At 73.0% G+C, this 20455-nt stretch carries 19 protein-coding genes and 1 pseudogene; 16 read left to right on the forward strand and 4 right to left on the reverse strand.

Going from position 1 to position 20455, the window contains the following annotated elements; all coding sequences use genetic code 11:
• The first annotated feature begins 140 nt into the window (after window positions 1-140).
• From ABEE00_RS32590 to amaP, 11 genes are all read left to right on the forward strand, one after another.
• Window positions 141-797: a class II aldolase/adducin family protein gene (locus ABEE00_RS32590; protein WP_345749379.1), complete on the forward strand. Its 657-nt coding sequence runs from the start codon at window positions 141-143 to the stop codon at window positions 795-797.
• Window positions 798-1039: 242 nt separating this feature from the next.
• On the forward strand, window positions 1040-2188 hold the full coding sequence (locus ABEE00_RS32595; protein ID WP_345749380.1) for an alpha/beta hydrolase: 1149 nt from the start codon (window positions 1040-1042) through the stop codon (window positions 2186-2188).
• Window positions 2189-2420: 232 nt separating this feature from the next.
• Window positions 2421-3794, forward strand: coding sequence for a hypothetical protein (locus tag ABEE00_RS32600; protein WP_345749381.1), 1374 nt, complete (start codon window positions 2421-2423; stop codon window positions 3792-3794).
• A gap of 185 nt (window positions 3795-3979) precedes the next feature.
• Window positions 3980-5578 (forward strand): ABC-F family ATP-binding cassette domain-containing protein, encoded by a 1599-nt coding sequence (locus ABEE00_RS32605; protein ID WP_345749382.1) that lies wholly within the window; start codon window positions 3980-3982, stop codon window positions 5576-5578.
• Window positions 5579-5953: 375 nt separating this feature from the next.
• Window positions 5954-6175: a helix-turn-helix domain-containing protein gene (locus tag ABEE00_RS32610; protein ID WP_019358282.1), complete on the forward strand. Its 222-nt coding sequence runs from the start codon at window positions 5954-5956 to the stop codon at window positions 6173-6175.
• An 85-nt stretch (window positions 6176-6260) separates the two neighbouring features.
• A complete protein-coding gene (locus ABEE00_RS32615) occupies window positions 6261-7049 on the forward strand; it encodes an enoyl-CoA hydratase/isomerase family protein (RefSeq protein ID WP_345749383.1) in 789 nt (262 codons plus the stop codon).
• 159 nt (window positions 7050-7208) lie between these two features.
• Window positions 7209-7724, forward strand: a complete 516-nt coding sequence (locus ABEE00_RS32620) for an Asp23/Gls24 family envelope stress response protein (RefSeq protein ID WP_345749384.1) — start codon at window positions 7209-7211, stop codon at window positions 7722-7724.
• A gap of 49 nt (window positions 7725-7773) precedes the next feature.
• Window positions 7774-7962 (forward strand): hypothetical protein, encoded by a 189-nt coding sequence (locus ABEE00_RS32625; RefSeq protein WP_345749385.1) that lies wholly within the window; start codon window positions 7774-7776, stop codon window positions 7960-7962.
• Window positions 7963-7965: 3 nt separating this feature from the next.
• Entirely contained in the window at window positions 7966-8418 is a 453-nt protein-coding gene (locus tag ABEE00_RS32630; protein ID WP_345749386.1) for an Asp23/Gls24 family envelope stress response protein, read from the forward strand.
• Complete coding sequence (locus ABEE00_RS32635; protein WP_345749387.1) at window positions 8415-9119, forward strand: DUF6286 domain-containing protein; 705 nt, start codon at window positions 8415-8417, stop codon at window positions 9117-9119. The genes ABEE00_RS32630 and ABEE00_RS32635 overlap by 4 nt, the downstream gene beginning before the upstream one ends.
• 36 nt (window positions 9120-9155) lie before the next feature.
• Window positions 9156-9755, forward strand: coding sequence for an alkaline shock response membrane anchor protein AmaP (gene amaP, locus ABEE00_RS32640; RefSeq protein WP_345749388.1), 600 nt, complete (start codon window positions 9156-9158; stop codon window positions 9753-9755).
• Window positions 9756-9865: 110 nt separating this feature from the next.
• On the opposite strand, the gene ABEE00_RS32645 is transcribed toward amaP, so the two are convergent.
• The 3 genes and pseudogenes from ABEE00_RS32645 to ABEE00_RS32655 all read right to left on the reverse strand — a co-directional run bounded on the left by ABEE00_RS32645 (window position 9866) and on the right by ABEE00_RS32655 (window position 12949).
• Complete coding sequence (locus ABEE00_RS32645; RefSeq protein WP_345749389.1) at window positions 9866-10633, reverse strand: SDR family oxidoreductase; 768 nt, start codon at window positions 10631-10633, stop codon at window positions 9866-9868.
• Window positions 10634-11041: 408 nt separating this feature from the next.
• Window positions 11042-11813: pseudogene (locus ABEE00_RS32650) on the reverse strand (SURF1 family cytochrome oxidase biogenesis protein); the annotation flags it as partial.
• Window positions 11814-11857: 44 nt separating this feature from the next.
• The gene (locus ABEE00_RS32655; protein WP_345749390.1) at window positions 11858-12949 is read right to left on the reverse strand and encodes a DEDDh family exonuclease; all 1092 of its coding nucleotides are present in this window, start codon (window positions 12947-12949) and stop codon (window positions 11858-11860) included.
• 288 nt (window positions 12950-13237) lie between these two features.
• On the opposite strand from ABEE00_RS32655, the gene ABEE00_RS32660 reads away from it, so the two are divergent.
• The 5 genes from ABEE00_RS32660 (at window position 13238) to ABEE00_RS32680 (ending at window position 18698) form a co-directional block, all read left to right on the forward strand.
• Window positions 13238-14068 (forward strand): acetoacetate decarboxylase family protein, encoded by an 831-nt coding sequence (locus ABEE00_RS32660; protein WP_345749391.1) that lies wholly within the window; start codon window positions 13238-13240, stop codon window positions 14066-14068.
• Window positions 14068-14952: an SDR family NAD(P)-dependent oxidoreductase gene (locus tag ABEE00_RS32665; protein ID WP_345749392.1), complete on the forward strand. Its 885-nt coding sequence runs from the start codon at window positions 14068-14070 to the stop codon at window positions 14950-14952. Before ABEE00_RS32660 ends, ABEE00_RS32665 begins: the two co-directional genes overlap by 1 nt.
• A 38-nt stretch (window positions 14953-14990) precedes the next feature.
• Entirely contained in the window at window positions 14991-16280 is a 1290-nt protein-coding gene (locus ABEE00_RS32670) for an amidohydrolase family protein (RefSeq protein ID WP_345749393.1), read from the forward strand.
• On the forward strand, window positions 16273-17607 hold the full coding sequence (locus ABEE00_RS32675) for an amidohydrolase family protein (RefSeq protein WP_345749394.1): 1335 nt from the start codon (window positions 16273-16275) through the stop codon (window positions 17605-17607). The genes ABEE00_RS32670 and ABEE00_RS32675 overlap by 8 nt, the downstream gene beginning before the upstream one ends.
• A 110-nt stretch (window positions 17608-17717) precedes the next feature.
• On the forward strand, window positions 17718-18698 hold the full coding sequence (locus ABEE00_RS32680; protein ID WP_345749395.1) for a sterol desaturase family protein: 981 nt from the start codon (window positions 17718-17720) through the stop codon (window positions 18696-18698).
• Between the two features lie 15 nt (window positions 18699-18713).
• Here the strand turns inward: ABEE00_RS32680 and ABEE00_RS32685 are convergent, their stop codons facing one another.
• The gene (locus ABEE00_RS32685) at window positions 18714-20264 is read right to left on the reverse strand and encodes a S8 family peptidase (protein WP_345749396.1); all 1551 of its coding nucleotides are present in this window, start codon (window positions 20262-20264) and stop codon (window positions 18714-18716) included.
• Window positions 20265-20455: the final 191 nt, after the last annotated feature.

Consider the following 20455-nt stretch of genomic DNA (forward strand, 5'->3'; position numbering starts at 1 on the left):
CTGTGGATCACACGCCTGGAGGCCCCTCGCGACGCCGTGAACTGCCCGGCACATGCCCGGACTTCACCGCCCCGTCCAGGGTGCCCGGAACGGCCATTGGCCAGGGCAACGAGTAGGGTCCGGTCCCGGAGGTAAGGCATATGCAGCTGCAGGACGCCTGGCAGAAGCTGGTGGACACCGCCCGCAGGACCGTCGAGGACGGCCTCGTCGTCGGCACCTCGGGCAACGTCTCGGTGCGCGTCGGCGACACCGTGCTCGTCACCCCGACGGGGGTCCCCTACGACCGGCTGGGCCCCGAGGACCTGTGCGCGGTCGAGCTCGACGGGCGGCCGGCCGACGACGGCCCGCGACCGACCAGCGAGCTGCCGATGCACCTCGCCGTGTACCGCAACACCGACGCGCAGGCCGTGGTGCACACCCACGCCGTGCACGCCACCGCCGTCTCCACTCTCGTCGAGGAGCTGCCGCCGATCCACTACATGGCGGCGGCGCTGGGCGGTCCCGTACGCGTCGCCCCGTACGCCACCTACGGCAGCGACGAGCTCGCCGACCACATGCTCGACGCCCTTCGCGACCGCAACGCCTGCCTGCTGCAGAACCACGGCACGATGGCCTACGGCGCCACCCTCGACCAGGCCTACGACCGCACCGCGCAGCTTGAATGGATGTGCCGCGTGTGGCTCACCGCCTCCGGGCTGCCCGGACGCGAGCCCTCGCTGATCCCGCCGGACGAACTCGACCGCGTGGCGCGGAAGTTGCGCGGCTACGGCCAGCGCCCCGCGCCCGAGGAGCGCTGACGGCGGCCCGCCGCGCTCGCAGAGCCTGTGTCATGTCCCCGGCCGGGCGTGCGCCGCCTGGCACGCACGCTCGCGGCGTTGCCGAAAGGCCCTGGTAGCTCCGCTACAAGGACCTTCCGGCGCCTTGCGATCGCACGCACCAGACGCCGCACGCTGATCCGACCGAGGACATGACACAGGCTCTCACCCACCCGGCACCGCCCACTGGCAGCACGGCTCCCGGCGGGCCGACACTGTCGGGCATGCGTACGCGTACCACGGCGGCCCTGGCCGCAGCCTCCGCACTCGGTGCCGGCGCGGCCGCGCTCGCGGCCGGACGGTACGCGGCGGGCGCCGCGCTCCGGCCCGCGCGCCACCGCTCCGAGCGCGCCCCGCTGCCCGCGGGCTTCGAGGGCCGCCGCGCCCTCATCGTGCACGACGCGGACCCCTCCAGGGTCGTGCTCACCCGCTCCCTGTCGGCCGGCCTCCCCGGCACGTACGGGCTGGTCGGACGCGGCACGCACGCCGTGATCGGTCCCGTGCTGGAGGAGGACTCCTCGGCCGACACCGTCGTACGGAGGCTGGAGCGGGTCACCCACGGCGGGCTGCACCCGGGCGACAAGGTGCGGCTCACCCCGCAGGTGCACGTGGGCGACCCGCGCGACGCGCTCGGGCTGCACTGCGCCGACGTCGAGGTCCCGGGCGAACTCGGCGCGCTGCCCGCCTGGTTCGTGCCCGGCGAGCGGGACGTGTGGGTCATCACCGTGCACGGCCTCGGCGCCACCCGCGAGCAGCCGCTCTGCGTGCTGCCCTTCCTCGCCGGGCTCCGGCTCCCCGTCCTCGCCCTCGCCTACCGCGGCGACCCCGGCGCGCCCCCGCCCTCCGACGGCGTCGGCCACCTCGGCGACGCGGAGTGGCGCGACCTGGACGCCGCGATCCGGTACGCGGTACGGCACGGGGCCCGCGGCGTCATCCTGCACGGCTGGTCCACCGGCGCCTCCATGGCGCTGCACGCCTCGGCGAGTTCGGCGCTGCGGGACCGGGTGGCGGGCCTCGTACTGGACTCCCCTGTGCTGGAGTGGCAGTCCGCGCTGCGCGCCCTCGCCGCCGCCCGGCACCTGCCGCGCCCGCTGCTGCCGCTCGCCGTGCGCGCGGCCGAGGGGCGTACGGGGCTGCACGCGGAGCGCCTCGCGGAGGCAGCCGACCCCTCCCGCGTCGCCGTGCCGACCCTGATCCTGCACGGCCCCGACGACACGGTGGCCCCCTTCGCGAACTCCCAGGACCTGGCCGCGGCCCGCCCCGACCTGGTGACCCTCCACCAGGTCGACAAGGCCCCGCACGCGGCGATGTGGAACGCGGCCCCCGGACACTACGAGGAGACCCTGCGCCGCTTCCTGGTCCCGCTGATGTGAGCGCCGGCCCCCGGAAGACAAGCGCCGACCCCCGGAGGACAGGGGCCGGAGGCCCAAATTCCGCTCCCTGTTTGGGTTTTGCCGGTACAGCATGAAGACTGCTCCTGTGACGCAGTCCCGTACACCGCGAGACAACCGCCTCCGTCTGGTCCAACGCCGTCCCGTAGCCGCCGCCCGCCGCACCGTGTCGGCGCCGCGCAGCCCGCGTTCGGCGCCGAGACCCCCGGAGGGCATGCCGCCGCGCGAGCAGCTCGCCCGCCAGGCGCGCGCCGCTCTCGCCGAGGCCGTACGGCTCGCACGCTGGGCCGAGCGGCAGGGCGCCGTACCCGACGCGGGCCCCGAGGCCGAACGCGCCGCCGCCGCGCTGCGCCTGACGGCACCCCAGGTCCGCACCCAGTGGGACAGAGCCCGCCTCGCCGGGCTCGTCGAGCTGCACGACGGCACCACCCGCGCCGGGTGGCGGCTGCGCGCCTGGGACCGCGACGACGGCGCGGTACTGCGCGGCTGGGTCGCCCTCTTCGACGGCTGGTCCCTCGCCTTCCCCGCACCGGCGCCTGCCGACCCGTCCCTGGTGTCCGAAGTCGTCGAAGCCGTGCCGCAGTTCCTCTCCGTGCTGCACCTCTCCGCGGGTCCCGTGACCTTCCACGACCTGCACGACCTGCTGGCCCGCAGGATCGCCGAGCTGCGCGCCGAGCGCGGCGCACACCAGGCGGGCCAGGCCCGGACCCCGCAGGAAGCGCCCGCGCAGCCCGAGGCCGCCGCGCAGCCCGAGGCCCCCGCGCAGGGCGAAGCCGCCGCGCAGGGCGAGGAGGCCCTGGCCGGCGCGCTGCCCGCGCTGCTCGACTGGGCCCTGGACGGCCTCGCCGCCGTCGGCGCCCTCACCCGCTGCCCCGACGAGACCGCGACCGGGGCGGCCGCCGGGCCGAACGGAGCCGTACGCCGCGGCTCGGCCGTCCTCACCCCGCTCGGCAACTGGGCGGTATGGACCAAGCTGGAGCAGATCTGCGTCGCGGCGCAGAGCCCCGCGGGCAACATCGAGCAGTCCGCCGAGGACATGCTGCGCGGCTGCGCCCGCCTCACCCCGGGCCCGGCACGCGACGAGTACCGCGCCTGGCTCGCGGCCCGCCCCACGGGCCCCGCCGTCGCCGAGCTGCTGGAGGCCGCGCGGGGCGAGGACGCGCTGATCCGCGGGCTGGCCTTCGAGGCGCTGCGCACGGTGGGCGGCCCGGCCGAGCAGTCCGTACGGCAGGCGTCCGAGGAGCAGACGCTGCGCCCCTACGCGCTGCTGTGGCTCGCCGAGCTGGACGGCGCGGACCCCGAGGACCTGGCGGGCGGAGCACCCGGCGTGCTCTCCCGCGAGGAGGCCACCTGGCTGTGGGTGGACACCGCGGCAGCCGTGGCCGACCACGGCGAACAGCGGCTGCTCGTGGACCACTTGGAGACCGCCGTGCAGAGCTCGGTGCCCGCGCTGCTGGAGGAGGTGCGCGCCACGGGGCACCCGCGCACCGTGCAGGTGCTGGTCGCGCTCGCGGCGGCGCACCCCGACCCCGCGCTGGCCAAGGCGGTGCGCCGGGCGGCCTTCCAGGTCCACAAGGGCGGCGCCTGAGACGGGGGCCGAGGCGGTGGCCGTCGCCGTCCCGCAGTGTGTCGACGGCCACTGACAGTCGCCGGATATTCGTTTGCCGACCGCCGTTAGACTGGTGGTCATGGATTCCCTCCTCGTGCATTAGCAGGCGTACGAACGCCCTCAGCCGTCCGTACGTCCGTCCCTCATGCCTGGAGAAGTCCTCCGTGATCACCGTTTCCGGCCTCGAACTGCGCGTTGGTGCGCGTGTACTGATCGAATCCGCCTCCTTCCGCGTCGCCCAGGGCGACCGCATCGGCCTCGTCGGGCGCAACGGCGCCGGTAAGACCACGATGACGAAGTGCCTCGCCGGAGAGGCCCAGCCCACCGCCGGCACCATCAGCCGCGGCGGCGAGGTCGGCTACCTCCCGCAGGACCCGCGCACCGGCGACCTGGACGTGCTGGCCCGCGACCGCATCCTCTCCGCGCGCGGCCTGGACACCGTCATCCGCAAGATGCGCGAGAACGAGGACCGCATCGCGAACGGCCAGGGCGCCACCCGCGAGAAGGCGATGAAGAAGTACGAGCGCCTGGAGACCGAATTCCTGACCAAGGGCGGGTACGCGGCCGAGTCCGAGGCCGCCACCATCGCGGCCAGCCTCAATCTGCCGGACCGCATCCTCGGCCAGCCGCTGCACACCCTCTCCGGCGGCCAGCGGCGCCGCGTCGAGCTGGCCCGCATCCTCTTCTCGGACGCCGACACCCTGCTCCTGGACGAGCCCACCAACCACCTCGACGCCGACTCGGTGGTCTGGCTGCGCGACTTCCTGAAGAACTACCGCGGCGGCCTGATCGTGATCTCCCACGACGAGGCGCTGATCGAGACCGTGGTGAACAAGGTGTTCTACCTGGACGCCAACCGCTCGGCGATCGACATCTACAACATGAGCTGGAAGCAGTACCTCACCCAGCGCAAGGACGACGAGAAGCGCCGCAAGCGCGAGCGCGCCAACGCCGAGAAGAAGGCCACGGCGCTCTCCGCGCAGGCCGCCAAGATGGGCGCCAAGGCCACCAAGGCCGTCGCCGCCAAGAACATGGCGCGCCGCGCCGAGAAGCTGATGTCCGGCCTGGAGGCCGAGCGGCAGAGCGACAAGGTCGCCAAGCTCCGCTTCCCCGAGCCCGCGCCCTGCGGCAAGACCCCGCTCATGGCGGAGGACCTCTCGAAGTCGTACGGCTCGCTGGAGATCTTCTCCGGCGTCGACCTGGCCGTCGACAAGGGCTCACGCGTGGTCATCCTCGGCCTCAACGGCGCGGGCAAGACGACCCTGCTCCGCCTCCTGGGCGGCGTCGAGGAGCCGGACACCGGCAAGGTCGTCGAGGGTCACGGCCTCAAGCTCGGCTATTACGCGCAGGAGCACGAGACCCTCGACCCGGACCGCACGGTGCTGGAGAACATGCGCTCCTCGGCCCCCGACATGGACCTGGTCGAGATCCGCAAGACGCTGGGCTCCTTCCTCTTCTCCGGCGACGACGTGGACAAGCCGGCCGGGGTGCTCTCCGGCGGCGAGAAGACCCGCCTCGCGCTGGCCACCCTGGTGGTCTCAGCGGCGAACGTGCTGCTCCTCGACGAGCCCACCAACAACCTCGACCCGGCCAGCCGCGAGGAGATCCTCGGCGCGCTGCACACCTTCACCGGCGCCGTCGTCCTGGTCACCCACGACGAGGGCGCGGTCGAGGCGCTCCAGCCGGAGCGGATCATCCTGCTCCCGGACGGCGTCGAGGACCTGTGGGGCGACGAGTACGCGGAGCTGGTCGCCCTCGCCTGACGCCCCGCGCACGCGCGGGATGACGCCGCCGGATCGCATGATCACCGGCTTCTGGATCATTCGGCCGACCGGTGATCCTTCATCTGAGTGAGGGCGGCTCGTACTCCGGCGTGGCCGTACGCCGGGCGCACGGGCATCGGCTATGCGCCGCCTGTGTGCGGGCCGCGCACCCCCGTCGCATTGCTGACCAGCCGGTTCGCCGAGGGGCCCCGCGCTGCCCAGGGGAAGCACCGCACGGAATCGCGTATTCCGGCGGAATATCGCGCCCGCGGCCCGTCCCCGGGTCTTCGACGGACCTTGCCGAATGGGTGGCCAGAAGTGGGGGGAGGGGTGATCATGAGAGTCACAGAGCGCACTTCCCACGAGGAGGCACGGGTGGCCGAGACTCTGAAGAAGGGCAGCCGGGTAACCGGCGCCGCGCGCGAAAAGCTCGCGGCAGACCTCAAGAAGAAGTACGACTCCGGTGCGAGCATCCGGGCGCTGGCCGAAGAGACGGGCCGCTCCTACGGGTTCGTCCACCGGATGCTCAGCGAGTCCGGCGTGACCCTGCGCGGTCGCGGCGGAGCGACACGAGGCAAGAAGTCGTCCTCGTCCTGACCTGGGGCAGGGCTTCCAAGCGTGCTGCTCCGGTGGTTACTCTTCGGTTAACTTAGCCGCGGAGCAACCACCGGAGGAGTGTCGGATGACCTCGCAGCCCCTGCTGGACCAGCACGGCGTACGGCTGACCACGGAGGGCGAGGTGGCCACGGTCACCCTCGCCAATCCGGACAAGCGGAACGCCCAGTCGCCGGCCCTGTGGCGGGCGCTGGCCAAAGCGGGGCGCGAGCTCCCGGGCGACGTGCGTGCCGTGGTGCTGCGGGCCGAGGGCAAGTCCTTCTCCGCCGGCCTGGACCGGCAGGCGTTCACGCCCGAGGGCTTCGAGGGCGAGCCGTCCTTCCTGGACATGGCGCGCGGCCCGGAGAGCGAGCTGGACGCGATCATCGCCGAGTACCAGGAGGCGTTCACCTGGTGGCGGCGCAATGACGTGATCACCGTCGCCGCGGTGCAGGGGCACGCGGTCGGTGCGGGCTTCCAGCTCGCGCTGGCCTGCGACCTGCGGGTGTGCGCCGATGACGTCCAGTTCTCCATGAAGGAGACCAGCCTGGGTCTGGTGCCGGATCTGACCGGCACCCACCCGCTGGTCCATCTCGTCGGTTACGCCCGGGCGCTGGAGATCTGCGCGACCGGGCGCTTCGTGCACGGCGACGAGGCCGAGCGCACCGGGCTGGCCAATCTCGTGGTGCCGCGCGAGGAGCTGGACGGCGCGGTGGGCGACCTGGCGGCCGCGCTGCTGGCGGCGCCGCGCGACGCGGTGATCGAGACGAAGGCCCTGCTGGCGGGCGCCGTCTCGCGCACGTACGAGGAGCAGCGGAGCGCCGAGCGCGCGGCGCAGGGGCGGCGGCTGCGGGACCTGGCGGGGCTCGCCGACTGAGGCTGACCCCGCGTACGACGGCCGTCGGCCCTTTCTCGGACGGGGGCACGTGTGCTCACTCGTTCGGCCGTTCGCGCAGGGGGCGGGGCGCGGGGGCCGCGCTTACCGTGGGCTGCGGAGCGGCAGGCCGCTCCGTCCCTCGGAAAGGGTGTGAAGGCCATGTCGGACAGCACTGCCGGTAACCGCCCCGAGCCCTCGGGTTCCTCCGGATCCTCCGGTCCCTCCGGCGCGCAGGCCTCGGGCAAGGGCTCCTCGGGGGCCGCGCTGCCCGAGCCCGCCGAGCGCGGGCGTACCACCATCGCCGACGGAGTGGTCGAGAAGATCGCGGGGATGGCCGCACGCGATGTCGTCGGCGTCCACGCGATGGGCGGCGGGCTCTCACGTACGTTCGGCGCCGTGCGGGACCGGGTGCCCGGCGGCGGGAAGTCGGTGACCCGCGGCGTCAAGGCCGAGGTCGGCGAGGTGCAGACCGCGCTCGATCTGGAGATCGTCGTCGAGTACGGGGTCGACATCGCCAAGGTGGCGCGCACGGTGCGGGCCAATGTCATCGGTGCCGTCGAGCAGATGGCGGGACTCGAGGTCGTCGAGGTCAACATCGCGGTGAGCGATGTGAAGCTGCCCGACGAGGACGAGGACTCCGACGAGGAAGAACCGGAGAAGCCCCGCTTGAAGTAGCGGGTCCCCTAGTGCGGCGCGGTGCGCTGCCGCAGCGAAGGAGCGCGGGATGAGCATGGCCGGAATCGGCATGATCGCCGGAATGGCACTGGGCTTCGCCGGATTCTTCGGCGGCTTCGGAGCCTTCGTCCTGGTCGCGGCCCTGGGCGCGATCGGCTTCGTGGCCGGGAGGTTCCTCGAGGGGGACCTGGAGATGGGGGACTTCTTCCGCAGGCGCGACAGCGGCCGGCGGGGCTGAGCGGTGAACGGGGCGGAGGGCGCGCCCTCGGGCGGAGCGACCGCCGTCGCCGACGGGGCCCGTGACGGGGCGCGCGGCGCACCGGAGGGCACCGGAGGCACCGAGGCGGCGGAGCGCGGTTCGACGCGGATCGCCGACCGGGTGCTCGCCAAGATCGCGGCGCAGGCCGCGCGCGAGGCGCTGCGCGCAGAGCGCGGCACGGGTCCGCCCGCGCCGCTCCGCGGCCGTCAGGGACCCCGCGCGACGGTCTCCGTGCAGGGCGAGAAGGCGCGGGTGCGGGTGGTCGTCGAGCTGGGCTATCCGTCCGACATCGGGGCGCAGTGCGCCGCGGTGCGCCGGCAGGTGGCCGCGCGGGTGGGCGAGTTGGCCGGGACCGAGGTGCGGGAGGTCGCCGTGGAGGTCGAGCGGCTGCACTCCCCGTACCTCGGAGGCGAGGCCCTCGGGAGGGTCCGGTGAGCGAAGAGGAGCGTACGGAGGGTACGGCGGGAGGCGCGGGGAGCGCCGAGAGCACCCAGCGCCTTCCGACCCTGGAGAAGGGACCGGCTCAGGAGAAGGGGCCGAGCCTGGAGAAGGAACCCGCGCCGGGGCCCGAGCGGGAGCCGGAAGCGGGCGGTCGGGCGCACCGCTTCTGGTCCGCGCGGCGGGTGCCCGCGGCGCTGGTGGCGCTGGTGCTGCTGGCCGCGGTCGGGGTGCTGCTGTACGACGTGGCCTCGGTGCGCGGCGGCCGTACGGCGATGCCCTGGCGGCGGACGCTGGCCGAGGACCTGGCGACGACCCGGCTGGACAGCACGGTGGTGATCGCCGGCGCCGCGGTGGCCGCGGTGCTCGGGCTCTGGCTGATCGTGCTGGCCCTGACGCCGGGGCTGCGCGGCGTGCTGCCGATGCGCAGGGAGGGCCCTGAGGTGCGCGCGGGCCTGGAGCGGAGCGCCGCGGCCCTGGTGCTGCGGGACCGGGCCATGGCGGTGTCCGGGGTGCAGTCGGTGCGGGTCGGCGTGGGGCGGCGCAAGGTCAAGGCGCGGGTGCAGTCGCACTTCCGCGACCTGGACGAGGTGCGCTCCGACCTGGACGCCGTACTGGCCGACGGCGTACGGGAGCTGGGGCTCGCCCGGCGGATGCGGGTGAAGGCGCGGGTGCGGCGGCCTGCCGCGAAGGGCTGATGCGCGCCGCCGCGGCGGCGAGGCTGAGGAGGACGGATGCTGCGGACCGTGAACCGGGTGCTGCTCGGTCTGGTCGGGCTGGTGCTGCTGGGCGCCGGGCTGGCCGCGCTGGCGGGCGGGCTCGACCTGTTCAAGCGAGGGAAGGTCTCCGTGCCCGGCTGGTGGCCGTGGGCCCGGCCCGGCGATGTGCTGCTGACCGCGCACGACAGGACGCAGTGGCGGGCCGAGGGCTGGTGGTGGCCGGTGGTGTTCGTGGTGCTCGGCGTGCTGGTGGTGCTGTTCCTGTGGTGGCTGCTGGCGCAGTCCCGGCGGCGGAGGCTGAACGAGGTGCTGGTCGACTCGGGGGACGGCGCCGGCGCGCTCGTACGGGGGCGGGCGCTGGAGGACGTGGTGGCGGCCGAGGCCGAGTCGATGAAGGGCGTGGGCCGGGCGCGGGTCTCCCTGGTGGGCAGGAAGCGGACGCGTCCGCGCGCGCGGGTGGGCCTGCTGCTGGAGCCGCACGCGGAACCGGCCGCCGCGGTGGCGGGATTGCGCGGCACGGCGCTGGAGCACGCGCGGGCGTCGGCGGGACTGGACCGGCTGCCCGCAGAGGTGCGGCTGCGGTGTGCGAGGCACCGGGCCGAGCGGGTGAGTTGAGGGCGCGGCGCGTGCTGTGAGTGCGCGGCTCGTGCGGTGAGTGCGCGGTCCGCCCCGGAGGAGGGCGGACCGCGGGAACCCCGTACGGCCGCGGCTCAGGGGCTGTGCTCTCAGAGGCTGTGCCGGGAGCCGCCGTCCACCGGGACCGTGATGCCGGTCAGGTAGGAGGCGGCGGGGGAGAGGAGGAAGGCCGCGGTGCGGCCGAACTCCTCGGGGGTGCCGTAGCGGCGCAGCGGGATGCCCTGCTCGTTGCGGGAGCGGGCCGCCTCGCCGTCGCCCTTGCCCGCGACGGAGTCGAGGTACTGCATCCGCTCGGTGCCGATCCGGCCCGGCGCCAGGCCGATGACGCGGATGCCGCGCGGGCCCAGCTCGTTGGCCAGGGTCTTCGCGAAGCCGTTCAGTCCGGGGCGCAGGCCGTTGGAGATCGTGAGCCCGGGGATCGGCTCGTACACCGACATGGACAGCACGAAGCCGATCACGCCGCCGTCGCCGAGCTCGGCCGCGGCGGTGCGGGCGAGGCGTACGGCGCCCAGGAAGACCGACTCGAAGGAGTCGCGCCACTGCTCGTCGGAGATGCTGTCGGCCGGGACGCCGGCGGGCGGGCCGCCGACGCTGACCAGCACGCCGTCGACGCGGCCGAAGCGGCGGCGCGCGGCCTCGATGAGCCGGGGCGCGGCGTCCTCCGCCGCGTTGTCGGCGGCGACGCCCTCGGCCGAGTCCGTGCCGAGGCTGTCGGCCGCCGCGCCGGCCGACTCGTCGTCGCGGCCGGAGACGATCACCTTGGCGCCCTCGGCCACGAGCTGCTGCGCGGTGGCGAAGCCGAGCCCGCGGGTGCCGCCGGTGACGATGTAGACGCGGTCCTTGAGTCCGAGATCCATGCCGCTCAGTGTGCCTTGCCGGTCAGCGCGAGGTGTTCTTCGGGGGGTTGGGCCTGCCGGGGCGCCCGCCGCGCTGCGGAGGCCGGCCGCCGCGCGAGGGGCCGCCGGTCCTGGTGAGGGAGGTCAGGTCCGCCATGCTGAGGCGCTCCGCGGGGGCGGGGGCGTCGTCCTGCGCGGGCTGCTCTGTCTGCTCCTGCCCTGTCTGCTCCTGTGCGGGCTGTTCCTGCTCGGGCTGCTGCTCCGGGGTGGGCTGCTCCTGTGCGGGCTGCTGCTCCCGGGGCTCCTCGGCGGGCTCTGCTTCCGGGGCCTGTACGGGGTCGGCGTTCTCTCCCGAGGCGGGTTCCGGTACGAGGCCCGGCGTCGAGCTCTCCGGAGCGGGCGAGCCCCCCGCACCGTCCCCGGCCGACTCCGCGCCGCGTGCCGCCGCCTCCAGCCGGTCGCGGCGTTCGCGGCGTGCGAGGACGACCCAGCCGACCGGGACCGCGGCGGCGAACAGCCACCACTGGACCGCGTACGCCATGTGCGGGCCGATGCTGTCGTGTTCGGGCTCGGGAACCTTCTCCGGCTGCTTGCCCTGCGGCTTCGGCGAGGTGTCGGTGAGCTGGACGTAGCCGCCGACGACGTCGCGGTGCAGCATCCTCGTCTGCTGCTTGCTGTTGATCAGCATCACCTGGCGGGGCGGCAGGTCGCCCTTGTCCTTGATGCCGCTCTGCGCGCTGGTCTCGTCGGCCATCATCCGGCCGGTGACGGTGACCTCGCCCTTGGGCGGCGCCGGGGTCTTGGGGAACTTCGTCAGATCGCCGTCCGCCTCGATCCAGCCCCGGTTGACCAGCACCGCGGTTCCGTCCTTCTGGATGAGCGGGGTCAGCACGTAGTACCCGATGGTCTGCTCGTCGGCGGCGGTGCGCTGCCTGACCACGGACTCGTGCGCGGTGTCGTACCTGCCGGTGGCCGACACGGTGCGGAACTGGTCGTCGTCCTTCGGCTCGCGGCCCACCCCGGACAGCCTGGTGACCGGCTCGGGGGGCGCGTTGATGCTGGAGGCGATGAGCTGGTTGTGGGCGACCTTGGCCTCGTGCCGGTGCAGCTGCCAGAAGCCCAGCTTGATCATCACGGGGATGAGCACGAGGGTGATGAGGGTGAGGATCACCCACTGCCGGGTCAACAGGAAGCGGTACACGTCTCCTGACGTTACCCGGCGCGGATTCGGGGTCCTGGCCCGGGTCAGCCCTGCGGGGTGGCGGGGACCACGTCCTGCAGGAGCTGGCTGAAGGCGGCCTCGTCGATGACCGGGGTGCCGAAGGAGCGGGCCTTCTCCACCTTGGAGGTGGCCGCGTCCGGGTCGTTGGTCACCAGCACGCTGGTCAGCCGGGAGACGCTGCTCGCGATGTGCAGCCCCGCCTCGATGGCGCGGTCCTCCAGCAGCTCGCGGTCCACGGTGGTGTCGCCGGAGATGGCGACCCGCATGCCCTGCTTCAGACGGCCGCCGGGATCGAACCTGCCGGGGTTGGGATAGGGGCACTTGGGGCGCTTGCGGGAGGGGCGCCAGGTGCCGGAGGCGGGGCGGCGCGCATACCCGCCGCCGTAACTCCCGCCATGACCCCCGCCCTGCGGGCCGTCCGCGCGTCCGCCGCCCGCCGGGCTGTCCGACCACTCGGTGAGCGGGCGGCAGGCCAGCAGCGGGAGCCGCACCCCGCGCTCGACGGCCGCGCGCAGGCTGGGCCGGAACGCCTCGGCCAGCACCCGCGCGTCGTCCAGCGCGTGGTGGGCGCGCTGCTGCTCGACGCCATAGTGCGCGGCGAGGGACTCCAGCTTGTGGTTGGGCAGCGGGAGCGAGAGCTCCTTGGCGAGCGCGATGGTGCACAGCCGCTGGCGCACGGGCGCGGTGCGCTCGGCCCGCGCATACTCGCGGGCGATCATCGACCAGTCGAAGAGCGCGTTGTGCGCGACCAGCACGCGGCCCTCCAGGCGCGCGGCGAACTCCTCGGCGATGTCGGTGAACAGCGGCGCGTCCGCGAGGTCTTCGGCGGTCAGCCCGTGGATCCACACCGGGCCGGGGTCGCGCTGCGGATTGACCGGCGAATACCAGTGGTCCTCGACCTCGCCGCGGGCGTCCAGGCGATAGACGGCGGCGGAGACGATGCGGTCCTCGCGCGCGAGTCCGGTGGTCTCGACGTCGACCACCGCATAGCCAGCGGGATAGCCGTCCGGCCAGCCGCCGCGGTCCGCGGGAAGCGGCGCGCCTGTGCCGGCGGCGGACTGCGCGTGCGGCTGCGCGGGGAGTTGCGGAGCGGCTGCCGTCTGGTCTTCGAGCATGGTCCCAGAGAATACGGGGCGGCACTGACAGCGCAGGAAGCGCCGCGGACGGCACCGCGTACGGAGCGGGCGAATCGGGCGAAATGCCCAGTGGTTCGTCCCCTTGTCCTTGTGCGTGTTCCCGTGCCTGCTCACGCGCCCCTTCCCGCACCCCCGCCGCACCCCGTCCGCGCCCGGCCCTTCACCCTTCGCGCCTTCTGAGGTAACGGTGTGTCAGATACCGCGACGGGGGCGCCGTACGGGGGCGGGCGGCGCGGCGAGGGCAGTCGACGAGAAGGGCGGTGCGCCATGGCGCGCGTACGGTACGGCCCGCGTGGCGAGGAGGAGATCGCGCGTGCGCGGGCGGCGGGTTCGCGGCTCCCCGACATCTGGTCCACCGGCGTGGTGGCGGTGTGGGAGACCGATCCGGAGGCAGCGGCCGCTGTGCTGCCGCCTCCGCTGAAGGCCGCCGACCAGCCCCTGGTGCGGGCGAACATCAGCTCCGTACAGCTCCCCGGCTACCCGCTCGGCGCGGGCTCCTTCGCGGTGGCCGCGCGGCACGGGGACGTGGCCGGCTGGTATCCGCTGGTGATGCCCATGACGCACGAGCGGGCGCTGACCGGCGGGCGCGAGGTGTTCGGCGAGCCCAAGAAGCTCGGCGAGGTGGAGGTCGAGCGGGACGCGGACACCGGGGCGGTCCGGGCGCGGATGGGCAGGCAGGGCGTGGACTTCGTCGAGGTGCGCGGCACCGTGCGCGGCCCGCTGCCGCTGCCGCCCGACCCGGACGGCGTACCGGAGGACGGGCCGGCGGGCAGGGTGGACTTCTACTTCAAGTTCCTTCCCGCGGTGGACGGTTCGGGGCTGGACGGTGATCCGCTCCTGGTGCACTGCACGCGTCGGGAGAAGGTGCGCTCGCTGGAGGCGGTGGACGGCGAGGTGCTGCTGCGCGAGTCGGCGTACGACCCGGTGGCCGACCTCCCGGTGCGGCGCCTGGTGGAGATCACCATCGGCGAGAAGACCAGCGAGCAGCGCGGCCGGGTGGTCGAACGGGTCAGCGCCCAGGCCCTGTTGCCCTATGTGCACCAGCGCTACGACGACGCGGCCCAGGTGCACGACGGGCCTCCCGAGGAGGGTGCGTGATGGAGATACGCGAGGGACAGACCGCCGTCGTCACCGGCGCGGCCAGCGGCGTCGGGCTCGCCATGGCTCGCCGTTTCGCCGCCGAGGGGCTGCGCGTGGTGCTCGCCGACGTGGAGGAGGGCGCGCTGGACAAGGCCGCGGGCCTGCTGCGCGAGGAGGGGGCGCGGGTGCTGCCCCACGTCGTGGACGTGAGTGAGCCGGAGCAGGTGGAGGAGCTGGCCGAGGCGGCGTACGCGGAGTTCGGCGCCGTGCATGTGCTGTGCAACAACGCGGGCGTGGGCTCCGGCGCCGAGGGGCGCATGTGGGAGCACGAACTCAACGACTGGCGCTGGGCGTTCGCCGTCAACGTGTGGGGCGTATACCACGGCGTCCGCAGCTTCGTACCGCGGATGCTCGCGGGCGGCGAGCCCGGGCACGTGGTCAACACCTCCTCGGCCGACGGCGGGATCGCCCCGCTGCCGACGGCCTCGGTGTACGCGGTGACCAAGGCGGCCGTGGTGACCATGACCGAGTCGCTCTACGCCCAACTGCACGACGAGGGCGCGCGGGTGGGCTGCTCGGTCCTCTTCCCGGGCCCGCACATGCTGCGCACCGGGCTCTGGGAGTCGTACCGCAACAGGCCCGAGCGGTACGCCAAGACGCGGCCGCGCAAGACCCCGTACCGCTCGCTGGCGCAGTTCGAGGCGGCGATGCGGGAGGCCGGGCGCGAGGTGACGTTCACGCCGGTGGAGGAGGTGGCGGACTTCGTGCTGGACGGCGTGCGGGAGGGCCGCTTCTGGCTGCTGCCGGAGGGCGGGAGCAGCGACCGGCAGATCAAGGCCCGCGCGCAGTCGATGCTCGACCGCGCGGACCCGGGCTACTTGGAGAGCTTCATTCTCGACTGATCGACTGATCGACTGATCGACTGAGGGGTGTGCGCAGCATGACCGCACAGGACGACCCGTACCTGATCATCTCCTCCGACTGCCACGCCGGGCTGCCCACCGAGCGGTACCGGCCCTATCTGGAATCGCGCTTCCACCGGGACTTCGACGACTTCCTGGCCCAGCGGGACGCGCGGATCGCCGAGTCCACCCGGCTCGGCATCCGCAACGAGGACTTCGCGCGCAAGTGGTTCGAGGACAACGAGGAGGGCCTGCGCGGCGGTTGGGACGCGGCGCAGCGCATCAAGGAACTGGACGGCGACGGCGTCGCGGCCGAGGTCGTCTTCCCCGACGCCGACGCGGTGGACAGCGGCACGGCCGCGCCCTTCGGCGTGGGCCTCGGCCTCTCCGGCGACCAGGACCCGCGGCTCGGCATGGCGGGCGCGAAGGCGCACAACAGGTGGCTCGCCGAATTCGTCGCCGAGCACCCCGAACGGCACTGCGGCGTGGCCCTGCTGCCGGTCACCGGCGAGCCCGACGAGGTCGTCGCGGAGATCCACCGCGCGAAGGAGTCCGGGCTCGGCGCGCTGATGATCCCCGCGATGTGGGTGGACAAGGAGCCGTACCACGACCGCCGTTACGACCCGGTGTGGGCGGCGGCGGCCGAGACCCGGATGCCGGTGGTCACCCATTCGGGAGCGGCGCCGCGCCACGAGTACGGCGACCACCTGGGCATCTACGTGAGCGAGGTGACCTGGTGGCCGTCGAGGCCGCTGTGGTTCCTGCTGTGGTCCGGGGTGTTCGAGCGGCACCCGGGGCTCAAGTTCGGCGTGGCCGAGTCGGGCTGCTGGTGGCTGCCCAACCTGCTGTGGTTCATGGACCGGCTCTACCTCGGCGCGCACGGCGGCAAGAAGCTCTCGCCCTTCGCCGAGCTCAAGCGCGCGCCGCACGAGTACCTGGACCGCCAGGTCTTCATCTGCGCCACCAACACCAAGCGCCGCGAGCTGGCGCAGCGGTACGAGATCGGCGTGGACAACATCCTGTGGGGCAGCGACTTCCCGCACCCCGAGGGCACCTGGCCCAACACCGCGGAGTGGCTGCGCAAGACCTTCCACGACATCCCGGTGGGGGAGACCCGGCGCATGCTGGGCGAGTCGGCCGCCGAGGTCTTCGGCTTCGACACCGCGGCGCTCGCCCCCGTGGCGCAGCGCATCGGGCCCACGCCCGACGACCTGGGCCAGCCCGCCAACCAGGCGCCGGTGGAGTCCTCCTGGCGCCGGTCCCGCGAGACCGGACGGCACTGGCTGACCGGCTTCGACTTCCCGTACGTGGGGGTGGGCGATGACTGAGACATCCGCGACCGACACAGCCGGGACCCGGACCTCGGGACAGGGCCTGGCCACGACCGCCGACGGGCTGGTCACGGACGCGGAGGGTCGGCGGCGCTACACGGTCGTCTCCGCCGACTGCCACGCCGGCGCCGACCTCCTGGACTACCGCCCGTACCTGGAGAAACGGCACCACGACGCCTTCGACGCCTGGGCGGCCACGTACGTCAATCCGTACGAGGACCTGCTGGCCGACAGCGCCGACCGGAACTGGAACTCCGCGCGCAGGCTCGCCGAACTGGAAGAGGACGGCGTCGTCGCCGAGGTCGTCTACCCCAACACCATCCCGCCCTTCTTCCCCAGCGCCTCGCTGATGGCCCCGGCGCCGACCCGCGAGGAGTTCGAACAGCGCTGGGCGGGGCTGCGGGCGCACAACAGGTGGCTCGCCGACTTCTGCGCCGACGCTCCGGGGCGCCGGGCCGGGGTGGCGCAGATCCTGCTGAACGACGTGGAGGAGGCGGTCAAGGAGGTCCGCTGGGCGCACGAAGCGGGCCTGACAGGCGGCGTCCTGCTCCCCGGCACCCCGCCCGGATGCGGTGTGCCCGAGCTGTACTCCGAGGTGTACGACCCGCTGTGGGCCGTGTGCGAGGAGCTGGGCGTTCCCGTGAACCACCACGGCGGGTCGGCGTCTCCGCCGCTCGGCGAGGAGCCCGCGGCGCGCGCGGTGTTCATGGTGGAGACCACGTGGTTCTCCCACCGGGCGCTGTGGCACCTGGTGTTCGGCGGCGCCTTCCGTCGGCACCCGGGGCTGCGCCTCGTCCTCACCGAGCAGGGCTCGGGCTGGATTCCCGGCGTGCTGGAGATGCTGGACTACTACCACGGGCGCCTGGTGGCCGCGGCCTCCAAGGCGGGTACCAACGCCTCCGGTACAGCCGAGTCCAAGTTCGGCGCGGGGCTCGCCGAGTCCATGGGCAAGGGGCCGAGCGAGGTGTGGCGGGACAACTGCTTCGTGGGCGCGAGCTTCATGCGCCCGCACGAGGTGCCGCTGCGCGACCGCATCGGCCTCGACAAGATCATGTGGGGCAGCGACTACCCGCACGACGAGGGCACCCACCCCTACACCCGCGAGGGCCTGCGGGTCGCCTACGCCGGGCTGCGCGAGGAGGAGATCGCCGCGATGGCGGGCGGCAACGCGGCCCGGGTGTACGGCTTCGACCTGGAAGCCCTCGCCCCGGTGGCCGCCCGCTGCGGGCCCACCGTCGACGAGATCGCCCGGCCCTTGGAGAAGGTCCCGGAGGGCGCGACCAGTCCCGCCTTCGCGCCGGAGGGGCGGGTGCGGGTGTGGTGAGGGAGCGCTGAGCGGCTTGTCCCGGGGTGCGAGGGAAGTCCGTGAACTTGACGGATACTTGGGGGTAACAACCCCTGTCCTCGCGCCCCGCGCGGCCCTACCTTGTTGACATGCCGTCCAACCTGCCCGACGTCGTGCTCTGGTCCGTGCCCGCCTTCGTGCTGCTCACCGTGGTCGAAATGGTCAGCTACCGGCTGCATCCCGACGAGGACGCGGCCGGATACGAGACCAAGGACGCCGCCACCAGCATCGCCATGGGCCTCGGCAGTCTCGTCTTCGACGCCCTGTGGAAGATACCGATCGTCGCGATCTACGCGGGGATCTACGAACTGACGCCGCTGCGCATCCCGTTGCTGTGGTGGACGCTGCCGCTGATGCTGCTCGCGCAGGACTTCTTCTACTACTGGTCGCACCGCGGCCACCACGTGATCCGCGTCCTGTGGGCCTGCCACGTGGTGCACCACTCCAGCGAGAAGTTCAACTTCACCACCGCGCTGCGGCAGCCCTGGACCACCTGGACCGTGTGGCCCTTCTACGTACCGATGATCGCGCTCGGGGTGCACCCGGCCGCGGTCGCGTTCTGCTCCTCGGCGAACCTCGTCTATCAGTTCTGGATCCACACCGAGCGGATCGGAAAGCTGCCGCGGCCCATCGAGTTCGTCTTCAACACGCCCTCGCACCACCGCGTGCACCACGCGTCCCAGGGCGGCTATCTGGACCGGAACTTCGCGGGCATCCTGATCGTCTGGGATCGGATGTTCGGCACCTTCGTGCCGGAGACCGAGCCCTGCGTCTTCGGCCTCACCAAGAACATCCACACCTTCAACCCGCTGCGCGTCGCCACACACGAGTACGCGGCGATCGGCCGCGATCTGCGTGCGGCGGGCTCCTGGCGTGAGCGCGCGGGCCGGGTCTTCCGGGGCCCGGGATGGCAGCCGGGGGTCGCGTACACCGACACACCTGCGTACGCCGACCCGGCCTCGTACGACGGCGAACCCGGGTACGCGGAAGGGGCCGGACCCTCGGTGCGGCCCGGCCCCTCGGGTGATCCCTCCGAGCCCGGCGAGCGGGCCCAGAAGGTCACCTCGTAGTGCTTGCGGTGCGCGTTACTTGGTGACCGCCTTCAGCGCGTCCACCAGCCCGAAGCCGTAGAAGCTGTTGTTGCCGGGGCCGCCGGTGCAGGTCGCCGCGTAGGTGCCCTTGCCGTCGGGGTCGTACTTCGCGGGGCACTTGACGTCCTGCGCCTGCGCCTTGAGCATCCAGCCGAGCTCCTGCGGAGTGCTGCGCGGGTGCTTGCTCTTCAGCAGCGCGGCCACCCCGGCGACCTGCGGCCCCGCCATCGAGGTGCCCTGGAGGTAGGCGTACTCGCCCTCCGGCATCGTGGACAGGACCCCGCCGCTCTTGGCCGGCGGCTCGGGGGTCTGGTAGCGGGAGTCGCCGCCGGGGCCCGCGACGTCGATCACGCCGGCGCCGTAGTTGGAGTAGTACGACTTCAGGTTGGCCGCGGGGCCCGTGGCGGAGACCGTGGTCACTCCGGGCAGCATGGACGGGATGTCCGGGCACTTGGCCGGGTCCACGGTGCGGGTCACCGGCGTGGAGTCGTTCGGGCTGGTCTCGTCCTTGATGGCCTTGGACGCCAGGTCGTGCGAGGAGTTGCCCGCCGAGGCGACGTGCGCGACACCCTTGTTCGTCGCGTACTTCACGGCCCGGGTCACGGCGTCGACCAGGGCGCCCTGGTCCTTGTCGTCGCGGCAGTTGTAGAGCCACGGGTCCGTGTAATAGCTGTTGTTGGTGACGTCCACCCCGTGGTCGGCGGCGAACACCATCGCGCACACCACGGCCTCGGTGTAGAAGAGCGAGGTGTCCTTCTCGCTCACCTTGATCGAGGAGACCTTCACGCCGGGCGCGGTGCCCGCGATGCCCACGCCGTTGCGCGGGGCGGCGATGATGCCCGCGACATGCGTGCCGTGGTAGTCGTTCGCCGGGTCGAAGGGGCGCCAGGCGCCGGGCTTGGTGTCGGCCTTGCCGCCCACGCAGCTCGCGGACTGCCCGGCCGAGAAGTTGGCCTTGAGGTCCGGGTGCGTGTCGTCCACGCCGGTGTCGATGACGCCGACGGTCACCTTGCGGCTGCCCTCGCTGATCTTGTGGGCCTCTTCCGCCTTGATGGCGCGCTTGTCCCACTGCAGGGACTCCAGGGGCTCTTCGCCCTTGTCCCCCGCGAGCTTGGCGGACTTGGCCTGGGCCGCGCTCACGTACTGCGGCTTGCCCACGTCCGTGGTCGCCGCGGACTTCAGCGGTGCGGTACGGGTGGCGCCCGCCGAGTCGACCCCTCGCACCGCGCGCATCTCGTCACCGAACTCCGGGTTCGCCGAGTGGGCGACGATCACGCCGATCCTGGGGTAGGCCGTGACGACACTGCCGTCGGCCTTGGATATCTCCTTCTTCACCCGCGCCACCGTGCCGGCGTCCGCCGTGGTGTTGACGACGTAGCTGAGCTTCTTGCCGTCGTCCTGGGCGGCCGCCGCGCCCCGGTCCGCGCTCCGCGCCGAGTCCTGGGAGGCGGCGACCGCCGCACCGCCCAGGCCGAGCGACGCGGTGAGGGCGAGTCCCAGCGGCAGCGCGAGAGCACGCCTCCGTCTGGAAGGTCGTGAATCCATGGGGTCTCCATGTCGTGTCGAAGTTGACCACAAGCGAGGGCAGTTAACGCCAGAAAGTGAAGCCGAGCAATGGATTCTGTAAGAAAGACCGAATGTTTCGATCACATGGCGCGCCGGACGCGGCAGAGTTCTGACGGCCGCCGGAATGTACGGAGTTCAAGCACTGTCGTGCCGTTCGCGGAAGATCTACG

It is taken from the genome of Streptomyces odontomachicola (genome assembly GCF_039605595.1).
Classification (GTDB): Bacteria; Actinomycetota; Actinomycetes; order Streptomycetales; family Streptomycetaceae; genus Streptomyces.